The following is a 19,722-nucleotide window of genomic DNA, read 5'->3' on the forward strand; positions in this document are numbered from 1 at the left end:
GCGAAGCAGTCTCGCGAGATGACATGATCGCCAGGGGGTTTCTTGTGTCGCCCTAAAGAAGGCATGAGACGAAGAATGGCATACACGGGAGCACGGCTTGCAGCGTTCTTCGTAATGAACAGTCCACTCTCCGTATCCCGTGACGTCCGACGTTATCCGCTGAAAACATCGAATCGCTTATTCACCGCTCGTAGGTAAAAACCGTGAAAACAAACACCACGTTGCTCACCGCTTTTGCGATTCACTTGCTGGGCGCATCTTATCCATGCATGACGCTTGCTGACGTCCCTACGCCGCAAGTGCAACAGAAGATGCTTGACGCCGTCGCGCCAGAAAATACCGAGATACAATATTTTGGCTTTGTCGAATTGACACTGAAGCTCCGTGCTCTCCGCGAGACGCGGCGTGTCCCGGTCGAAACGTTTGTTGAGATGTCCAAAGAGCCTGATACCGTCATTCTTGACACAAGATCGAAAGAAGCATTTGATAAGATTCATATCGACGGTGCAATTCACCTGAATTTCTCGGACTTTACCGACTCGAAACTTCGGCTAACAATTCCGACGAAAGCGACCCGGGTGTTGATCTACTGCAACAACAACTTTGACGACACTCCAAACAAAGCGGCAAGGGCTGATGCACCGAATGACGGAAATCGTCCTGGCCTAATCCAGGGGTTTGCCGACAAACGTCCTGCGCTTGCTTTGAACATACCGACGTTTATCAATCTTCACGGCTATGGATACGAAAATGTCTACGAACTGGCTGATCGTTTGGACGTAACCGACTCTCGTATCACGCTGGTGGGCTCATCCGTTGATCGCGGCGGTCAATAGATCAACTAAGCCCGGTAGCGGATAACCCTCGAATGCGCTGGAGAATGGCTTGCGAGTTTTTGGCGAATGGGACATTGATCTTCCCGTCTCCGCTGAAGCGTAGCTTTATTCGACTGAGTGTGACGTTATGAATTCAATGCGAGAGCACAACGACAGCGTGATGGATTCGCTGATACCAAAGTTCGAGGTCTCTCACGGCCGAGAAGCCGCGCTTGGGGAAGCTTCGCGTTGGACGCAAGTGCATCATATTGACCGGCTTGTCAAGGATGGAGTGCCAGTTGATAGCCGTATCGGTGATCGCCGCGTGACACCGCTGATGATGGCTGGCAAAAAAGCTTCGGCAAAACGCTTGCTTGAACTCGGTGCTGACCCCGACGTGACTGATGCTCATGGCCACACGGCACTCATGTGGATGTTTCTCAGCCTTTTTCGCAAAGCTGAGACGTTGGCACGGGTCAAGTTGCTACTAAAATATGACGCGGACAAAACGATCGTGGACGATGAGGGAAAGACGGCATTCGATCATGCTGCAGAACGAAACGACACCGCTTGCATGGAATTGCTTGCGATCGAAGACGGCGAGTAACCATTTTGCTGCACGGAAGCGGCGAAGTCGGGTTTTTTGTAATTGAAAAAATCCTCTTCGCCGTCCTGTGATCGGTGAGGTTCGTTGGATTTGGGTTTACTTACTGACTCAAGCGAGTTGTACGCCAGCAATGTCAAGGTATCGCAGCAGATCGCATAGGCCGCCCGCCTGGGTGCATGTGCTGCCATTCATTTCCGTTAGTTTGCTCGTCGCAGCTCTATTCTTCTCTCTGGTCTTCTTGGCAAGGAAGAATGAATTTGCAGGGGACATGCATGGTGTGGCCGCATCGGTTTTTCTTTGCGTGGTAGCGGGGGCTGGATTTGGCCTATCGGCACTTAGCACGGCGGTAGCAACTCGATTCGATCGACGATGGCGATGGCTGTTGTTTGGCGTTCAGATTCCAATGTTGCTCATTTGGGCCATCTGGGCGGCGCGGTTGTTCTTGAAGTGACCGAGTTTATTGTTCGCTTACAACCGAATGCAGTTCGGCGGTACCAATCGGCTTGGCGACTGGGCAGATCGTTTAGACGGAGGAAGGAAGCTTGCTACTGGAAGATTGACGGAATTTGTTGCCCTGAGTACGAGCGGACGTTTTTTTTTGACGAGCTGCGATGTGCTGACTCGAGCCTTGCACGCATCATTGCAATTTGTTGAACGTAATTTGCTGTGCTCTTCGCCTGCCCGCCCCGTAACAAATCGTTTTGATATGCTCGCAGTGGCAGCCCGCCGACCTTGATTTGTCGCGTCCCGCTATGTCACTTCGTTGCTAGGTTTGCGGCTATTGATAAACTGGCATACTGCAACGAACGCTTAGATTGCGAAGAGTGTCCAGAACGTAGACGCAATTGATCACGTCTTGATGCCTCTTCAATGCTGAGTCAAGACGGCGGGGAGCTATTGCATGCACTGGATGCAAGTTTAAGGGGGCTTTTAGTTAGATTGCTTTGCTCTCTCGGCCTGTTAATGTCGGTCTTTCATTAGCCAGTTTTTCGGTACTCGTTTTGGTCCTGATTGCAAATGGAAATCATCTCTGTCGTTATCGTTTCCGTTCTATTCTTGTCCGCAATCGTTGGTTACCTGTGGTGCGTCGCTTGGGCGATTGGTGATGCTCAGCGTCGTGGTCAGGGCGGCGGACTGATTGTCCTGCTTTTCTGGCTGTTTGGTCCACTTGCTGCACTCGTCTGGCTCGGCATCCGTCCGGTGCAGACTCTTGTGGAACGATCACCAGATGATTACGACGATGCTGATGAAGCGATGGCGGCTGCGTCGCGTCTTGATTCCCTTGGCGACTGGGATGCTGCATTGACGCTTTATCGTTCCGTTGCCGACCGCTGGCCTGAACATGCTCCGTATGTGACGAACTGCATTGCTGATATTGCTCAGAAGCAGTCCGCAGCAGTTGGCTAGCCGATACCTGAGTCGGGATTGATCGAGGCGCTGGCGGCGAGTACGTTCGGTGGTATTTTGCCAAGCATCGCCCGAGTTGGTTGAGGTCCCCTTGGTAGAAGTTCCTCGCTATCGAAGCGGCAAACCATGGATGGGGCCGAAGTTGGGTTGGTGTGGTTAGTGCCTGATACGTTGGCCGGATTTCCGCTTCGATCCAAAGCTCGAGCCGGCGTCGCCGCGTGTTTAGCAACGTTTGCATTCCCTACGCTCGACCGAAACCCGCACGCGTAACTCACCGGCACAATGAAGAGACCTGGAATCGAACTAGTTGGTCGAGATCAATCACTGCCAGTCCGTTGTCTGGAGTGTTCTCCAGGTGCGATCTTGCAGCACGTCAGCCCATGAACACCACCTCCAAAAACTCTTTTCGGTTCTCGATTCGAGCACTGCTTCTGATGGCCATCGCTTGCGCGATGGGCTTCTGGGTAATTCGAGCTTCAAGCGAACGGCTCTCTTACGTACGTGCCAGGGATTTATCTCAAGACAGGCTCTTCTCTTTAAGTAGCGACTACGACTACAGCGAACACGGGCGAGAAATCCACGTCGCATTTCATTTTGCCAAGAACAATTTGACGGACAAGCATCTGCTTGATTTCGTGCCTGGGCTAACCGGTGCAAAACCGTGTTATCTTGAACTCGGTTGGACAGTAACATGCCTTTACTTGTATGACTCTCCGGTTACAGACGAGGGTATCGTTGCGTTCCAAGAGTCCGTTCCTGGCATTCGTGTTGAGCGATATCCTTCTGCGGATAGCGGTGGCAAGCGGTTTTGACGGCGGGAAGAATGTGTCTTTTGGGATTTGGCGGTTGCCTTCGGCATCGTACCGGCTGAGCTCTCGTGGCTCTTTCCCGGTTGTTGCTGGTGCTATCCGATTGATGCTTGGCTATCCGGAAAACGTCGCCAACGCTGGAGAACGACTAGCACGTCGCCGCGAACCATCGAGTGTCCGAAATGCTCGCTTAGGCTTCGCCTTCCCGCATGCGAATGTTGAACTGTCGCTTGCCCGATTGCAGAGCGAAGATCGTTGTTGCCGCTACTGACTCGCCTGACCGGGGCAGTCTGAAATTGTCGTGCCCGATGCACCACTGGTGTCTTGGGAGACCAGCGTTTCCTAGCCGTTGTCTCGACACGAATCGCCGAGTGCAGCTTATTGAACTGGTGTTTCTTCGCAAAGCCAATTTGATTTTGGCGTATTTTCTGACTGAGACTACTCTGGAGTGTGCGGTTGATGTCTAATGGTCATTCTGCGAATCACTAAACCCAATATTTGGCTACCGAGGTACAGTCGTTTGCCCACTGAAAACTCACCATACGCTAGTCCAGAGACTCGGGACGTAAGGGAACCAAACCAGTCTGGAGAGATGCCAGGGGCTATATCTGAAGCTGCTATCGTAAAGAGCTGGCTTGTTTTTATCTTCGTTGCGACATTCGGCGGTGCGTTAGCTGGGATGCTCGCAGGAATGATTATTGGGGGCGTGTTAGGTGCCTCTGGCTTTCCAATCAAAACGATTCAGATCGCTAGTGGCATTGCGGGTTTTGTTGCTGGGCTTCCCGTCTCCTACCTCACCTTTCGGTGGCGCGTAAAATGCCTTTTCAGCAGGTCATGAAATTCACTCGTTCAGTATTCATGAACGGCATGTGTTCAGGGGACCAAACAATGCACCGTACCGTGGATTTCATGGGAGAAGGGCGTCGCCCGTTTTGGCGGGACAAACTTCTCACTGCCCGACCCTTTGGCTCCAAATGCTTTCGCGGTTAGATGCTTTGGCCTATTGTCTTGCCCTTTCAGATTACAGCATGCGTTTTGCTTGCGGTGATCGTGATAGCAACCTTGATGGCACCGCTTGCGAAATGGCGACGTGTCCCAACGTTTTTCGGCGTGACTGTGCTTTCTTTTTTCGCCTTTGTGCCCTCATGCACTGGTGTTATGAACATATTGGATGCCAAACGCTTTGGCGTCTTCGATTACGAAACGTTTGACGATGTTGATGACTTTCGCGTTGAGCGATACTTGCCGCCTGTGGCGCTAGATATTTCCGTTAACAAGTATGCTCAAGGCTTTAGGGCGAGGTTCACAATCTCGCAAGAACAGCTTGACGCCTACATGGATGAAGTTTGGAGTAAGTACGGTGACCGGTCAGTTGTCAAACGCGGTGAGATGTTTGCAAGGGAGCTAGTGGACAAGAAGGCTCATGATCTTTACTACGGTGACTTGGGGTGGCCGTACCTTATAGACGCTACAGAGGTCTATGGACCAACAGCTGGAAACGGAGCTGGCTTCTCGATTTGGTACAGTCCATCGGAACAAATCGCTTACCAACGCGGAAGCTATTGGTGAGACGATGCAGTGCTATGCTGCGGAGTCGCGTGTTGTGCGTTTGGGTGGTGGCTGGGTTGGTCGAGGTGGTAGAAGCGGTCCGCTGAGGGCGAATGTCATCTAGCTGGAAGCTTACTCACTGGCGATTGAAATGTCCCGACGTCTTTTATCTGTGGCGGTGTTCCTGTTAATCGCGGTCCTTTGTGGATGCTTTCGGAATGGTACAGAGCCCAGCTTGCCAACAGTGGCCAGCGGATCGTCGCTTGCAGTAAAATTGGATAACGGCGTTCGTGGCCTGAACATTGATCCGGGTGCGGATATTGATCGCGCAATTGATACGGGATTGATGGCCGACGAATTTGAACGTAACGATCGTGTGAATCCCAAACGCTGACATCGGCGAGCAATGTAGGAGAGCTGATACAATTTCAAACTCACGAGTTTTGATTACTGCCGCTTCTACGTCCGGTTCGGGTAGCGTTGCCCGGTCTGAATATTTCGTTTGTCTCTAACTGTTTTTGCATCCACTGTCCTATCGCGAGGATTTCGATGGCTTCCAGTTACTTGTCCGGCTCGATGCGAGCAAGATATCGCTATTGCGTACTTGCGAACGTTTTCTGTGTTGTATCTATGTTTGTCTCTGCGGTGTTCATGGGCATCATGTTTAGGCGGTTCGGACCGTCGCCGATCGGTGTCCCTGTTGCCGATCCTGGGCTTCTGGTTTCGTCCTACTTGTTCGCAACCAGGGTTTCGTTTTTCGTTGGTTTGCCTGCCTTCGTCGCCGCGTCGATCGGCCTTCTAAAGACCAAGCTGTGGGCGCGACGATTGTTCACGACATTGATGCTCGCTTGGTTGGCGCAAGCGATTGCGTTTGGGGTTTTTAACCTTTCGATGACATCGGGGATCGCTGGGTTGTTTGCCAACTTTGCCTTGCTTACGGCGGGGGCTGTTCTGGCAATGTCCTACCTCACACCTATTGCTGACGCGTTTGGTTCGTTGGATTCAGCCGCGGATGCGAAACGCCCGGCCGGTCTGGCTTCGATTTAGCGGATAGCCTTTCAGTGCACTTTCGTCGAATGTGGCATCATGCTCGATAGATTCAAGAAAGGGAGGCACTCCGGTGGTTCATGTCTTTGTTGGACTGAAGCATCTTTGTGCTCCATACCCTGGATAAGGACGTTGCTGCAAATCGAATGTCTGTAAACCCTTATTCCGCACCGAGCTTCGAAGCCGAGTCCGAGGGAGCTGTGTTGCACTGGGGGTGGCGTGTCATGAGCAAGGTTTGGATAGCGATTGCAATTCTGATTCTTGTCTGGTCTTCGACAACATTCGCGTCTCATCTTTCCGTGCTTCATCGGGACGGCGGCCCGTTTTCGGGGATAGTCGCTTCGATGCTGGCAATGGATGCACTCGCGTCGCTGACCTTCTTTCACTGCTCAAAGTATTGGCGTCAACGGAGACCAATCTACGCGGTCCTGGGAACGGTCGCTTCCCTGGCTTTGGCGTTTTTCTTTGTGTCGCTAGCGGTCGGGATTTTCATTTTTTGACCGTCTCGGTTTAGAGAAGGGCTGGCACTCAAGTCAGGTTTGCAGCGGTCTTCCAATGGTGCAGCAACCGTTTCGGCATCGATGACATCTTTCATTTGCTTACCATTACCGCACTGGGTTGCTTTGACTTATGAACTTTTAGGCAGCAAAGCCCAATTGGCTTGGCAGCGACAAGAAAGAGTTGCTGCCCAGCCGAGAGAATGTTCTTGCCGCGTATGCGGTTGCAACGGTTTTGTTCGGAAGCGGCATGTGCTCCCTGCAAACCGCGAAGAATGCATTCGACCCTAGCGAAGGCTATCTTTTACGTGCTGACCAACACCTTTGTGGCTCTGATTGGTCAGCCGAAACTTGGGGAATAGCAAAGTTGCGTGAACCAGCCCTCGCAAGTTGGGCTCTACATTGTTCGGCAAACTTGACTGCTTTGGCATATTAGGCTTGGAAACCAATGGATACGAAACAGCACCAAACATTAACGATTGAGCAATTCACCCGACAAGCCGTTCCGTTTGCAGAGCTGCCTGGTCATTCGTCGTCGATGGAAATTCTTGTCGACTTGGCGTCTCCTGATGACAATACGGAGATGCTTGATGTCGCTTGTGGTCCCGGTTTGGTGGCCTGCCACTTTGCGCCAATGGTGCGACAAGTCACAGGTCTTGACCTTACCCCTGAAATGATCCGACAAGCCCGGCGACTTCAGGCGGAGCGTAGTATTGAGAACGCGAGGTGGATAGAAGGTAGTGCTTTACCCTTGCCATTTAGCGACGGTGAATTTTCGCTCGTATTAACTCGCTACTCGTTCCATCACTTCCGCGAACCCACCGCCGTGATGGAGGAGCTGATTCGTGTCTGTAAGCCGGGTGGACGTGTCGTCGTCGCAGACGTCTCACTTCCTGGATCCAAGACGGCCAGCTATGACCAGCTCGAATTGCTGCGCGACCCGTCCCACGTGCATGCCCTCAGTCGTGACGAGTTTTCACGGCTATTCGCTCATTCGGCTTTGTCATCCGTGAAATTTGCGGAGTACAAAGTTGATCTTGCGTTGGAGGATCAAATCGCGGCTTCGTTTCCCGTTGAGGGTGGTGCGGAGCAAATTCGCCAAATGATTCGCGAGGACGTCGGCGTGGATCGCTATGGGGTCGAGGCCTATTTTGATGGCGACTCGCTGCGCTATTCGATCCCGATTGTCGTTGGAGCGGCCACCAAGGAGGGTTGACCACCGAATGCACCGGAAAAGGCGGGGTGTCGCGAGAGAGCTGTTGACACCTTCGCTTAACCACGCCTGTCCGATGATGGAGGGCGATATTTGATTATCGCTTGATGTCGAAGGCGAACACCAGGTCTTGGTCACGAATGAAGAGGGTCTGGTTTGCAATCACGGGGTGTGCCCAGATCGCACCTCGGTCACGCGGGATCGTGGTTTGTTGAGGAAGCGTGAGCTTGCCGACCATGTTGAACTTTTCACGATCAGGCGTTAGCAGCATCAGGGTGCCATCGCCGTCGTTGTAGCAGTATAGGCGACCGTCCGCGTAAGCAATTGAACCACTTTTGTTGCCGCGGATCTTTTCTTCCCAAAGAGTGTCACCCGTTTCCAGGTCTTGTGCCATCCAGGTGCCACCGTTGGCCTTGGTGAAGCCATAGATCACTTTGTCCACCAATACGACTCCGCCGTGATGATTGGACATGGACTTGCCGTCGAGGTGATAGACTTGTTCGCAATCGATGGCGTCGCCTTCGCCGGTCAGTTTCAAAAGGGCGTTGCCGGCTCCGTAGGCACTGGTGTGGTAAACCAAGTTGTCGGTCAGGATTGGAGTCGGGATTACCGCGGTTGGGTTTCCGGTGGAAGTGTTTTCGAACAGCTTTTCGCCGTTGTCACGAGCAAAGCCAACCACACCGTCGCCTGACGCGGTGACGTAGAACTCAGTGTCGGCCACGCTGCCTTTCAGGATCGAAACATAGTGTGCTCGGGAATCGTAATCTTTGGATTTCCAGACTTGTTCGCCGGTTTGGCGGTCCAGTCCGACGATGAATTGTTCGCCACCGGGCGTGACCAAAACACGGTCTCCATCGACCAGCACGGATTCACTGAATCCCCACTTGGGAATCTGACCACCAAAGTCTTTGACCAGATCGGCCGACCAGATCAAATCCCCCGAGTCTTTCTTCAGTGCCGCAACGGTCCCAACGTCGGTCAGGACAAAGACCTGGTCACCGTCTACGGTTGGAGTGCTGCGAGGCCCGCCGCCCCAACCGGTGTTGTAGTCGCCACCGACGCCGGTGCGAGAAACCGTCGTTTTCCAGATCACTTTGCCAGAATTGGAATCCAGGCAGATCGCGAAGCTGTTTTGATCGTCGGCGCCCATTGAAAAAAGTTGGCCATCGACGATCGAGAAACTGCTGTATCCACGCCCAAGTTTGCCGCTTTGCCATTTCAGAGCGGGGCCTCCTTCAGACCATTTTTGAGCAAGCTCTTGTGAGGCCGCATGACCATCGCGTTGCGGGCCTCGCCATTGCGGCCAATCGGTCGGGTCGGCCTGGACGGGCGTCGCGCTGGCACCCAGTAGGAACGCCAGCGAGAGGGTTGCTAGCGTGTGTGCAGCGATCTTTTTTGACATCAGGAACATCAGCGTTACTGCTCGAAAGGTGGGGGAATGGTAGGTGGGAGATCTTGTTTTTAGCATCCCGGCGGATCTGCAAACATTAGCCGTTTGGGAAACGATGCGACACCTGTGGAATAAAAGCGAAGGTGGCGTATTGAAGTCCAAGAAACGCTCGACATTTGCTTTCCGATTTCGTTACTCGCTTAGTGTTTTGCGTATCGACGGTACGGTGTGATTTTATCGTCTCGTAGGAGCGAAATAGGGCGATCGCAACACGATTGGAGAGGATCGGCGACATCCATAGGGAACCGACTGCGATCGCACTCGGAAAACGAGAGCATTGTAGGGAGTTCGTAAGGGGAACGGTCTGATGTCCGGGGTTCCGGTCCGAATCGCCGGGGCATGTTCGTCTGCCTATCGTCAGTCGAGAGAGAGCTGGTGAATGCACCGCACTGCCGATTTGACACACCGCCGTTATGGCTTGTGGGTCGTCTATGACCACTCTGCCAAATTTGACCAAGAGATTTTTTTGAACGAGAAATCTTTCGTTTTGCGGCGTAATACTGGGCGTTTTCGTGGTCTGCCACTTCTGTCGAGGTCCCATGTGTAGACGTCTGGCACGGTTCTTGCCTTTCACTCCCGTCAACAACAAAACCCTGACGAAACGTAATCTCGCCGGCCACTCGAGTCGGCAGCCTGTCGATTACGCAAGGACACTCATCGCACCTTTTACGGAGACACTTCCATGGCGCAAGGCGAAAAAATTATCGGTATCGACCTCGGGACTACCAACAGCGTGGTTGCGATCATGGAAGGTAGCGAGCCCAAGGTTATTCCTAATGCAGAAGGCAACCGACTGACGCCTAGCGTCGTCGCGTTCACCGACAAAGAAGAAACGATCGTCGGCGAACCTGCTCGACGACAAGCCGTTACCAACCCCAAACGCACCGTGTACTCGGCGAAGCGTTTCATGGGCCGGCGGCACAACGAAGTTGAGTCCGAAGAAAAGATGGTGCCGTACGGCGTCACCGGTGGACCTGGCGATTACGTCAAGATTCAAGTTGGCGATTCGGAGTACACGCCTCAAGAAATTTCGGCGAAGGTGCTTCGTAAGCTGAAGGAATCCGCTGAGTCGTACTTGGGTCACAAGGTCAACAAGGCTGTGATCACGGTGCCGGCGTACTTCAACGACGCTCAGCGTCAAGCGACGAAGGATGCTGGCCAAATCGCTGGCTTGGAAGTCGCTCGGATCATCAACGAGCCCACCGCTGCTGCTCTCGCCTACGGTTTGGATAAGACCAAGGATGAAAGCATCATCGTGTTCGACCTTGGTGGTGGTACGTTCGACGTGTCGATTCTTGAAGTTGCCGACAGTGGTGACGATGATCAAGAAAGCCGCGTCTTCCAAGTGATCTCGACTTCGGGTGACACGCACCTGGGTGGTGATGACTTCGACGAAGCATTGATCCACTACGTTGCTGACGAGTTCAAGAAGGACAACGGCATCGACCTTCGCAACGATGCGATGGCGTTGCAGCGACTTCAAGAGGCTTGTGAAAAGGCCAAGAAAGAGCTCAGTACACTTCCTGAAACCGACATCAACCTGCCGTTCATCACGATGGACGCGTCGGGACCAAAACACTTGACGATGAAGATCACTCGTTCGAAATTCGAAGAGTTGATCGACGCGTTGGTGGAACGTTGCCGTGGTCCAGTGCTGCAAGCATTGAAGGATGCGGGCATGTCACCAAGCGACATTGATGAAATCGTTTTGGTTGGTGGTTCGACTCGAGTTCCTAAGGTTCGCCAGACGGTTAAAGAGATTTTCGGTAAAGAGCCTCACCAAGGCGTGAACCCTGACGAAGTCGTTGCCATCGGTGCGGCGATTCAGGGAAGTGTTTTGGCGGGTGACCGAACGGACGTGTTGTTGCTCGACGTGACTCCACTGACCCTTGGTATCGAAACCGAAGGCGGTGTGATGACCCCGTTGGTTGAGCGAAACACAACCGTACCGGCTGAAAAGAAGAACGTCTTCTCGACCGCCGCTGATAACCAAACGGCTGTGACTGTGCGTGTTTTCCAAGGTGAACGCAAGATGGCAAACGCAAACCGTTTGCTGGCCGAGTTCAATCTTGAAGACATTCCTGCATCGCCACGTGGTGTGCCACAGATCGAGGTCAAGTTTGACATCGACCAAAACGGTATCCTGAGCGTGTCAGCGAAAGAACTGAAGACGGGCAAGGAAGCGCATGTCGAGATCAAAGACAGCGGTGCGTTGTCGGATGACGATATCGAACAAATGCGGAAGGACGCCGAGGCGAATGCTGAGGAAGACAAGAAGCAGTTCGAATTGGTCGAAGCTCGCAACAAGGCGAACCAACAGGTCTATCAACTTGAGAAGCTGATGACCGAGAACGCCGACAAGTTGACCGATGACGACAAGGCACCGATGAATGCTGCGATCGACAAGGTCAAGACGGCATCCGAAGGTGACGACCTTGTCGCACTGAAGGCGGCTTCCGACGAACTCGACGCTGCTTCGCAAGCCTTTAGCAAGGTCTTGTACGAAAAGACGGAAGCCGCTGGTGGCGCCGACGCCGAAGGGCAAGCCGCTGGAGCCTCCGCTGGTAGCGATGACGATGACGCCATCGATGCTGAGTTCGAAGTGAAGGAATGATTTAGCTGTTAGCAAATAGCTAAGACAAATCTCGGCGAGTCTTGCAGTGCCTTTGGGTACTGTGAGTACTCGCCTTTTTTATGGACTTATCACTCGCTCTTAGGAGCCATTATTATGTCGTTTCGCATTGATAAACTTACTACCCAGGCCCAGTCCGCGGTTGCCGAAGCGCAGGCGCAAGCTGCATCGACGGGGAACGCCGAAATCAGTCCTTTGCATTTGCTCGCGGCTGCCGTTGGGCAATCCGAAGGCATCACGAAGCCGCTGTTGCAAAAACTAAAGGTCGATACGGATGCCCTTGAATCTCTATTGAAGAGTGAGCTGGATAAGCTACCGCGTTCTAGCGGCGCCGGTGGTCAACCGCGTGTCAGCAGCAAGCTGCAGCAGGTCTTCAATGCGGCCGATCAGGCAGCCACGTCTCTTAAGGACGAGTACATCAGTACCGAGCATCTCTTGTTAGGGATCGCTCAGGTCGACAGTAAAGCCAATAACCTTTTGAAGTTGTCCGGCATTACGGCCGACGATCTTTTGAAGGCGACTAGTGAAATCAGAGGCAGTGCCCGAGTGACCGATCCGAATGCTGAATCCACGTATCAAGCTCTTGAGAAGTACGGCATCGACCTGACACAGCTTGCTCAATCAGGCAAGCTGGATCCTGTCATTGGACGCGACAACGAGATCCGTCGAGTGATCCAAGTTCTGTCGCGACGTACCAAGAACAACCCGGTTTTGATTGGCCAGCCCGGTGTCGGCAAGACCGCGATCGCGGAAGGCTTGGCGCTGCGAATCTTTGAAGGCGATGTTCCACAAAGCCTGAAAGGGAAACGCGTCGTGTCGCTCGATATGGGATCGCTGGTCGCTGGAGCCAAGTTCCGTGGTGATTTCGAAGAGCGTTTGAAAGCGGTTTTGCGTGAGGTGAAGGATGCCGATGGCGGAGTGGTTCTGTTTATCGACGAACTACACCTTGTCGTCGGGGCCGGCAACGCGGAAGGTTCCGCGGATGCGGCGAACTTGCTTAAGCCTGAGTTGGCTCGCGGTGCGCTGCGCTGTATCGGTGCCACGACATTGGACGAGTACCGTCAGCACATCGAAAAAGACGCTGCGTTGGAACGACGGTTCCAGCCCGTCTTTGTGGGTGAGCCTAATCTGGAAGACACCATTGCTATCTTGCGAGGGTTAAAGCCTCGATACGAGTCCCACCACGGTGTGCGGATTACAGACAGTGCGTTGGTGGCGGCCGCGAAGTTATCAACTCGGTACATTGCCGACCGATTTTTGCCGGACAAGGCGATCGATTTGATCGATGAAGCCGCTTCGCGTTTGGCGATGGAAAAGGAATCTGTTCCAGAGCCCATTGACCGATTGCAGCGTCGTTTGCGCCAGCTTGAATTGGCTCACCGTCAACTCGTCGACGAGTCAGAAGTCTCGGCGGTGGAAAAGCGGACGGACGTCGAAACGGAGATGGAAGAAACGAAGGCAGAATTGGCCAGTCTGAAAGAGCAATGGGAAGCCGAGAAGATCGGGCTCGACGATGTTCAGTCCGTTCGCCAGGAAGCGGATACGCTCCAGCACCGTTTTGCACAACTGGACGCCGAAGCGAAAGAGAAGCAACTTCGTGGCGAAAGCCCGGAAGATCTTTACCGCGAAATGTTGCAGGTTCAAACGCGGCAGCGCGAGCTGCAGGCTCGTATTGATCAGTTAGAGGCGTCGGACGCGGATGCAGATAAGAATCAAGCCAAGGCGGACGAGGGTGGCGATGCTCGGCGGTTGCTGCGTAAGGAAGTTACCGAGGATGAGATCGCGGAGGTCGTTAGCGCGTGGACCGGCGTGCCAGTTTCGCGAATGCTTGAAACCGAACGTGCCAAATTGTTGGTCATGGAAGAGCGTCTTCACACCCGCGTGATTGGACAAGACGAAGCCGTCACGGCAGTCTCCAATGCAGTTCGTCGTTCACGTAGTGGGCTGCAGGATCCGAATCGACCGATCGGTTCGTTCTTGTTCCTGGGACCTACCGGCGTCGGTAAGACGGAACTCTGCAAAGCACTTGCTGAGGTCATGTTTGACGATGAATCCGCGATGGTTCGAATTGACATGAGTGAATTTATGGAGCGTCATAGCGTCAGCCGTTTGATCGGGGCGCCTCCGGGATACGTTGGTTATGAAGAAGGTGGCAAACTGACCGAAGCGGTTCGCCGGCGACCTTACTCGGTGATCTTGCTGGATGAAATGGAAAAGGCGCACCCTGATGTTTTTAACATTCTCTTGCAGGTTCTCGATGATGGACGCTTAACTGATGGTCAAGGCCGGACGGTGGATTTTACAAACTCCGTCGTCGTGATGACCAGTAATGTCGGTAGCCAAGTTATTCAGCGGGTGACCGAAGAAGGCGGCGACGAGGATGAAATGCGAACCTCCGTTCAGGACGCTTTGAAGGCTAGGTTCCTTCCTGAATTCCTGAACAGGATTGATGACATTGTCATTTTCCATCCGTTAGCAGCATCGCAGATTCGTCGCATTGTCGAACTGCAGCTGGCTGACCTGTCGAAACGATTGTCCGAAAACGATCTCGGTTTGGAAATTACCGACGCGGCGATCGATGAGATTGCGAAGGTTGGATACGATCCCGCTTACGGTGCTCGCCCACTGAAGCGAGTGATCCAGCGAGAGGTTCAGAATCCGCTGGCGAGTTCGCTGTTGAAGAACAGCTATCCGCCGGGGACGACGATCCGTGTCGACTACCAAGACGAAGCGTTTCAGTTTGGTAGCTGATTTTGGCGTTCTTTAAAAAGCTGCAAGCTGGGGTTTCAACATTGTTGGAACCCCGGCTTTTTTTGTGGCGTCGTTGAGTCAGTAGCGTGTCACTGATGTGGCTTTGTCGTATTTTGCTAACTTGCCGATAAGACGCCTGCGGACAATTCGAATCGGTGATCAGCGAGGGTGGTTGCTTCGTCGTGGTTGTGCGTTACGTGCAGTGTCGTGGTGCCGGTGGCACGTTTGATCCCAGTCAATACGGCCTGCATTTCGCTGCGTGTGTCTTCATCGAGAGCACTGAACGGTTCGTCCAGCAGCAGCACTGACGGAGCGAATGAAAGAGCGCGGCCAAGTGCCACACGCTGGGATTCGCCGCCGCTTAGTCCGGTGATTCTCCGGTCCATCAGGTGGGTGACGCCCAGCATTTCGGCCAGTTCGTTGCAGCGATCTCGGATCGCTAATCGCGGTTGTTTTCGCAGTTTCATCGCGAACTCGAAGTGCTGTTGGACCGACAGGTTCGGAAACAAAACTAGGTCTTGCGGCACGTAGCCAATTTGCCGATCGCCGGGTAGCCAGTCCGTTACATCGACGCCGCCTAAAAGGACTTTTCCGGACTGCACTTCTCGCAGCCCACAAATGACTTCGATGAGTGTGGTCTTGCCTTGGCCGGTGGGGCCCATCAAAACGCCGTAGCCACCGCTGGGGACGCTTAGGGAAATATCCGCAAGGCGGAAGTCGCCGATCTGGATCGTCACCGATTGCAATTCAATCATGACTTTAGCCCCATGCCCAGGAACCGTAGTACGAGCAACGCCGCGACTGCGATCGCTACCATCAACAGCGATACCGCGACGGCAGCGTTGAGTTGCCCGACGCTAAGTTCTAAAAAGACCGATGTTGAAAGCACTTCGGTTCGCATGCGGGTTGCCCCAGCGAAGACCAGGATGGGGCCAAACTCGCCGAGCGATCTGGCCCAGGCGATTGTGAACGCCGCAACCATACCTCGGGAAGCTTGCGGCACGGCGATCTGTAGGAATGCTTGGCTTCGTGTGCATCCTAACGTGCGAGCGATGTTTTCAGGTCGAGGGTCCACCTGATCAAACGCGACTCGCATGGTGCGGACCGCGAAGGCGCAAGCGACGGTGAATTGTGCCAAAATGATTGCGGGCCATCGGTACGTTACGGGAAAGCCGGCCCGATCTCGAAGCCATGCTTCTAATTCCCAGTCTGCAATAGAAAGGTGAAAGAGAATCAGAAGGCTCAGGCCTACAACCAGTGGTGGCAGCACGATCGGAATGTCGACGAGTGTGTCGACGAGCCAGCGTCCTGGAAACTGGAAGCGGGACAGTAGGTATCCAAGTGGCGTCGCTACCCACAAGGACAGGATTGCCGACGCGGTGCAGGTCAGCATCGTTAGACGAAAGGAGGCCCGAATCTCTGGCTTACTAAGTGCTTCGGTGAAGTCCGAAAGCGATGTGAACATCAAGTCGGCTGCTATCAAGAGCACGATCAATGCGATGAATAGACTCGAGATTCCGCTCATCACCAAGAAGAAGGCGGTATCGCTTCGTTGACGGCCCAGCGGATTGGTTTCCGCCAGCAAAGCGTTGTTACTTAGACGCTCCCTGTCACCGATGTGCTGAGTCCTGTTGGTTGATTCGGTTGCACTCAAGACTCACCGCTCTTTCCGATTGAACGCTCTCGAAAGGAATGGCCGGTTTCTAGGTGATCCGTGTCGTGTTGCTTTGTGTTAGCGGAGTCGTGCTTTACAGTTTGACGCGTTAAGTGAAATCCGTGGCGTTGGTAATGCTGTAGCCCGTGATCGATGGAGGTGACGTAATTGACAAAATGGAGTGCGGCTTGGGGTTGCTGGCTGGATGCCAGGACGCCGATAGATACTTGTGATTCCGCATCGGCGAGTTCTGGAAGTTCAACCCACGTAAGGTCGTCAAAGGTATGCAGTACCACGTCGTAGACGATCCCAGCGTCGGCCGCGCCGACGGATACATCATTGGCCACCTCGCTGACGGTCAGTCTGAAAGCAATTGCAGCTGTGCTGGCTTCGTTCCACTTGGCCTGCGCGGTCAAAACGCGACACGCCAGTTTGCCGATGGCCGCGGTTTCAGGGTTGGCTAGGACCAGTTTGACGTCGGTTCGTAACAGGTCGTTAAAGTGCCGGATCGATTTGGGATTCCTGATCGGAACCGCCACAACGGCACGCATCATGGCGATGGGAAAGATTTCACCGACCAAGTGTTTTTGACGAGCCACTTCCAAATAGCTGTCGTCGGCAGGCAGGTATAGGTCGCCTGACTGGGAGACTTCGATTGACGACAGCAGCGTTTGCGATGGGCCGTACTGGATTTCTACATCGCGGCCGAACTCGCGATGGTAATCCTGCCGGATCTCTTCCATTACCGCACGGTTGCTGGCGGCACAGTACAGGATCAACGGTCGGGAACCGGCGTTCGCGTTCGACGAAAGGGGAGGCGTTTCCATTGCCAGGACCGCGAAGATACCGGCAAGCAGGACCAGTGATCCGGTAGCGGTTGTCAGCAGAGGGTTGCTTGGCATCGGTTCGTCGGTCAACGCATGGAGATTAGCCTGCGACCTGACGTGGAACAAACAGGGAATGTCCAGCAACAGCCTCCCAAGAATTCGTCATTGGTAGCGGGTGCCAAGTGGACGAAGTCTGCATAGGAGGTTTCGGCAAGGGAGGCTCGGTCGACCCCGCCACGCGAAGTCAATCTAAGTCTCAACGCATGTCGCGACCAAGCAAACACTTTCGTGGATGGTTTGCCGACTGTCAACGACTCGTCATTTCCCAGGCGTTTTGCTCAGTGTGTGCTGGAGTGCGATTGGCTGACTTTCGTCTTCGAAGCCTCGTTTAACTGGGCGATTCGTTCGGCACACATCCGAGCTCGCTCGATATCGTCGCTGTCAAAAAACAGATTCGCAATTCGTTTTAAACAGCACTCGCAGGTCACTTCGTCGAGTTTGCCGGGGATGAAATGGTCGATCAAAGCGATGGCTTCGTATTGGCGACCGAGCCGAATCAGCATGGACGCAAAGCCAATTCGATAGTGGATGTTTTGCGGATCCAGGTTGATGGCATGCCGAATCAATGCTTCGCTGACGCTGGCGGGATGGCCGCACTTTTGGGCGTAGTAGCCCATCTTGTAATGGACTTCGGAAGCGTCGGGTGTTTGCTTGCCCGCTTGGCGGCATGCCTCCATCGCCAAACGAGGTTGGTCGATCGCCTCCAGGCCGGCGGCGATCTTGAGTAGTTCATCTGCATCGGCCGTTCCGCCGGTGGCAACGGACATCAACAGATCCCGTGAAAGTGATCGATGTCCGGTGGCTCCGTAGGCGATCGCCAATGAAATTCGTTGCATGTTATCCAAAGGCTGTAGCAAGCTGGCGTTTTCCAGCGCATCGATCGCGTCGTGCCAGTCGCTGATTTGGATTAGTGACATTCCCAGGACAAGCCAGCCCTGGGCGTCTTCGTCGTTTTGAGAGACCGCGTATTGTGCAAACTGAATCGCGGTATGAAAGCGTCCGGCCTCGTACTCGACTTGCGAGCTTTGGGTAAATCTCGTCATAGCGTTTGGTTGTTACCTAAGCGGAAAGTGGATTGGAGAATTCGAATGAAAGGGTGTCGTTCGGGTTTATGTGGTGAATAGAGGTGCGCAATTCCAGTCAATGGAATGCAACTGGGTGCGTCCCGGTAAATCCGGTAGCTGGGATCTTGCCGCGGTGGGACGTTCTAGGGCCGCAACGTTTATTTGCGGAGTTGAACTAACCGGGGTGAGCTTGGGGCGGTTGCGTAACCATGTCACCATCGTTGCAGCAAAGAGGCTCATGACAACGAAGCCGCCTACGAGGGTCATGTGGAAAAGCAGCAGGTCAGTCGCGTTCACGATTTGTCCTCCGTATCCATTCGCTCGTTCGGCGTTCGCTGACCGTTCGGGTTAACTTGACGGTTGAGTGTTATCCCGTTGGTCGGCATCGATTCGTGGCGTGAATCGGATGCCTTGAGTTGCCGTAAGCGGTCGACTTGTGCGACACACGCTTCGGCCATTGCGCTCATGTCTTTTCGGGCGAGCGTTTCAGCGATGCGAGTTAAGCAGGAAACGCAACTGACGCGGCCGATGTCTGGAACTGACAGGCTTTGAATTGCTCGGACGGCTTCGTCTTCACGGTCAAGCTGAATTAGCAGCGATACTAACCCGATCCGGTAATGGACATTGGCCGGATCGAGTTGTAATGCTCGGTGAGTCAACGCTTCGGTCATGTAGAGCGGTTGACCCGAGCGAGCAGAGTAGTAGCCCATGTCGTAATAGGCTTGCGCGACGTTTTCGTCTTGTTCCGTGATCCATTCGCAAACCTGCATCGCCAGTTGTGGTGCATCAATCGCTTCGAGTCCGGCGGCGACCTGCAACATTAACGTGGGCGAAAGTCGGCGGCTTAACGCGAGTTGCAAATACAACTCACGAGCGAGGGCGATCCGTCGAAGTTGGGCGTAGCATGATGCCAACGCGATCCGAACTTCGTCTTCGACGGGCCGCTGCAAGCTGGCTTGTTCAAACGCATCGGCTGCTTCGAGCGGACGACCGAGATCATGCAGTGCCAGTCCAAGTAACTGCAGAGCGTCAGCGGAATCGATGCCGTCGAGGAACTTCACCACGTCGGCTAGCTGCCCGTCTTGATACATCCCCCAAGCTTCGGGCTGGGTTTTTGCCAGGGGCCGCTCGGAGTGGCCGTCGCTGGAAGATTGGACGCCGGGCTTGCCGGGGTTCGATTTCCGAACCGGCTGGGCGGAAGGTTGTCGTTTGGGAGAAAACTCCATCTGGATGCCTCGTATAGCGTTACGCGAATCCGACCGCAGGCGTCAGGATTGCTAGGGACCGCTTTAGCTGGGAATCAGCGAAAGCGATGCAACCTGTGCGTGGCGGGCTGGCATC

17 protein-coding genes are annotated in these 19,722 nt (G+C 53.9%); 11 read left to right on the plus strand and 6 right to left on the minus strand.

All coding sequences use genetic code 11. The annotated features are described in order from the left end of the window. Positions 1–203: 203 nt before the first annotated feature. The 9 genes from ACR3ZL_RS07845 (at position 204) to ACR3ZL_RS07885 (ending at position 7,946) form a co-directional block, all read left to right on the plus strand. The gene (locus ACR3ZL_RS07845) at positions 204–836 is read left to right on the plus strand and encodes a rhodanese-like domain-containing protein (protein WP_473648436.1); all 633 of its coding nucleotides are present in this window, start codon (positions 204–206) and stop codon (positions 834–836) included. A 127-nt stretch (positions 837–963) separates the two neighbouring features. Next, positions 964–1,422 (plus strand): ankyrin repeat domain-containing protein, encoded by a 459-nt coding sequence (locus ACR3ZL_RS07850; RefSeq protein WP_473648435.1) that lies wholly within the window; start codon positions 964–966, stop codon positions 1,420–1,422. 1,017 nt (positions 1,423–2,439) lie between these two features. Then, positions 2,440–2,829, plus strand: a complete 390-nt coding sequence (locus tag ACR3ZL_RS07855; protein WP_473648434.1) for a hypothetical protein — start codon at positions 2,440–2,442, stop codon at positions 2,827–2,829. A gap of 434 nt (positions 2,830–3,263) precedes the next feature. Beyond that, positions 3,264–3,641: a hypothetical protein gene (locus ACR3ZL_RS07860; RefSeq protein WP_486173349.1), complete on the plus strand. Its 378-nt coding sequence runs from the start codon at positions 3,264–3,266 to the stop codon at positions 3,639–3,641. 1,155 nt (positions 3,642–4,796) lie between these two features. Then, positions 4,797–5,207: a hypothetical protein gene (locus tag ACR3ZL_RS07865; RefSeq protein ID WP_473648432.1), complete on the plus strand. Its 411-nt coding sequence runs from the start codon at positions 4,797–4,799 to the stop codon at positions 5,205–5,207. Between the two features lie 130 nt (positions 5,208–5,337). Further along, positions 5,338–5,580 carry a hypothetical protein gene (locus ACR3ZL_RS07870; protein ID WP_473648431.1) on the plus strand — a complete coding sequence of 81 codons (243 nt, stop codon included), beginning with the start codon at positions 5,338–5,340 and terminating at the stop codon, positions 5,578–5,580. Positions 5,581–5,735: 155 nt separating this feature from the next. Further along, complete coding sequence (locus ACR3ZL_RS07875; RefSeq protein ID WP_486173350.1) at positions 5,736–6,233, plus strand: hypothetical protein; 498 nt, start codon at positions 5,736–5,738, stop codon at positions 6,231–6,233. Positions 6,234–6,379: 146 nt separating this feature from the next. Next, entirely contained in the window at positions 6,380–6,733 is a 354-nt protein-coding gene (locus ACR3ZL_RS07880) for a hypothetical protein (protein ID WP_473648429.1), read from the plus strand. A 445-nt stretch (positions 6,734–7,178) separates the two neighbouring features. After that, positions 7,179–7,946 (plus strand): class I SAM-dependent methyltransferase, encoded by a 768-nt coding sequence (locus ACR3ZL_RS07885; RefSeq protein ID WP_473648428.1) that lies wholly within the window; start codon positions 7,179–7,181, stop codon positions 7,944–7,946. 94 nt (positions 7,947–8,040) lie between these two features. On the opposite strand, the gene ACR3ZL_RS07890 is transcribed toward ACR3ZL_RS07885, so the two are convergent. Next, entirely contained in the window at positions 8,041–9,354 is a 1,314-nt protein-coding gene (locus tag ACR3ZL_RS07890; RefSeq protein ID WP_473648427.1) for a PQQ-binding-like beta-propeller repeat protein, read from the minus strand. Positions 9,355–10,075: 721 nt separating this feature from the next. On the opposite strand from ACR3ZL_RS07890, the gene dnaK reads away from it, so the two are divergent. Beyond that, positions 10,076–12,007, plus strand: a complete 1,932-nt coding sequence (gene dnaK / locus ACR3ZL_RS07895) for a molecular chaperone DnaK (protein WP_473648426.1) — start codon at positions 10,076–10,078, stop codon at positions 12,005–12,007. A gap of 114 nt (positions 12,008–12,121) precedes the next feature. Further along, positions 12,122–14,776, plus strand: a complete 2,655-nt coding sequence (gene clpB, locus ACR3ZL_RS07900) for an ATP-dependent chaperone ClpB (RefSeq protein ID WP_473648425.1) — start codon at positions 12,122–12,124, stop codon at positions 14,774–14,776. Positions 14,777–14,892: 116 nt separating this feature from the next. On the opposite strand, the gene ACR3ZL_RS07905 is transcribed toward clpB, so the two are convergent. The 5 genes from ACR3ZL_RS07905 to ACR3ZL_RS07925 all read right to left on the minus strand — a co-directional run bounded on the left by ACR3ZL_RS07905 (position 14,893) and on the right by ACR3ZL_RS07925 (position 19,607). Then, positions 14,893–15,531 (minus strand): ATP-binding cassette domain-containing protein, encoded by a 639-nt coding sequence (locus tag ACR3ZL_RS07905; RefSeq protein ID WP_473648424.1) that lies wholly within the window; start codon positions 15,529–15,531, stop codon positions 14,893–14,895. Continuing rightward, positions 15,528–16,430, minus strand: coding sequence for an ABC transporter permease (locus ACR3ZL_RS07910; RefSeq protein ID WP_473648423.1), 903 nt, complete (start codon positions 16,428–16,430; stop codon positions 15,528–15,530). Before ACR3ZL_RS07910 ends, ACR3ZL_RS07905 begins: the two co-directional genes overlap by 4 nt. After that, positions 16,427–17,332: a molybdate ABC transporter substrate-binding protein gene (gene modA, locus ACR3ZL_RS07915; protein WP_473648422.1), complete on the minus strand. Its 906-nt coding sequence runs from the start codon at positions 17,330–17,332 to the stop codon at positions 16,427–16,429. Before modA ends, ACR3ZL_RS07910 begins: the two co-directional genes overlap by 4 nt. 263 nt (positions 17,333–17,595) lie before the next feature. Continuing rightward, complete coding sequence (locus ACR3ZL_RS07920; RefSeq protein WP_473648421.1) at positions 17,596–18,360, minus strand: tetratricopeptide repeat protein; 765 nt, start codon at positions 18,358–18,360, stop codon at positions 17,596–17,598. A gap of 314 nt (positions 18,361–18,674) precedes the next feature. After that, positions 18,675–19,607 (minus strand): tetratricopeptide repeat protein, encoded by a 933-nt coding sequence (locus ACR3ZL_RS07925; RefSeq protein WP_473648420.1) that lies wholly within the window; start codon positions 19,605–19,607, stop codon positions 18,675–18,677. Between the last annotated feature and the right edge of the window lie 115 nt (positions 19,608–19,722).

It is taken from the genome of Rhodopirellula sp. J20-39 (genome assembly GCF_057365095.1).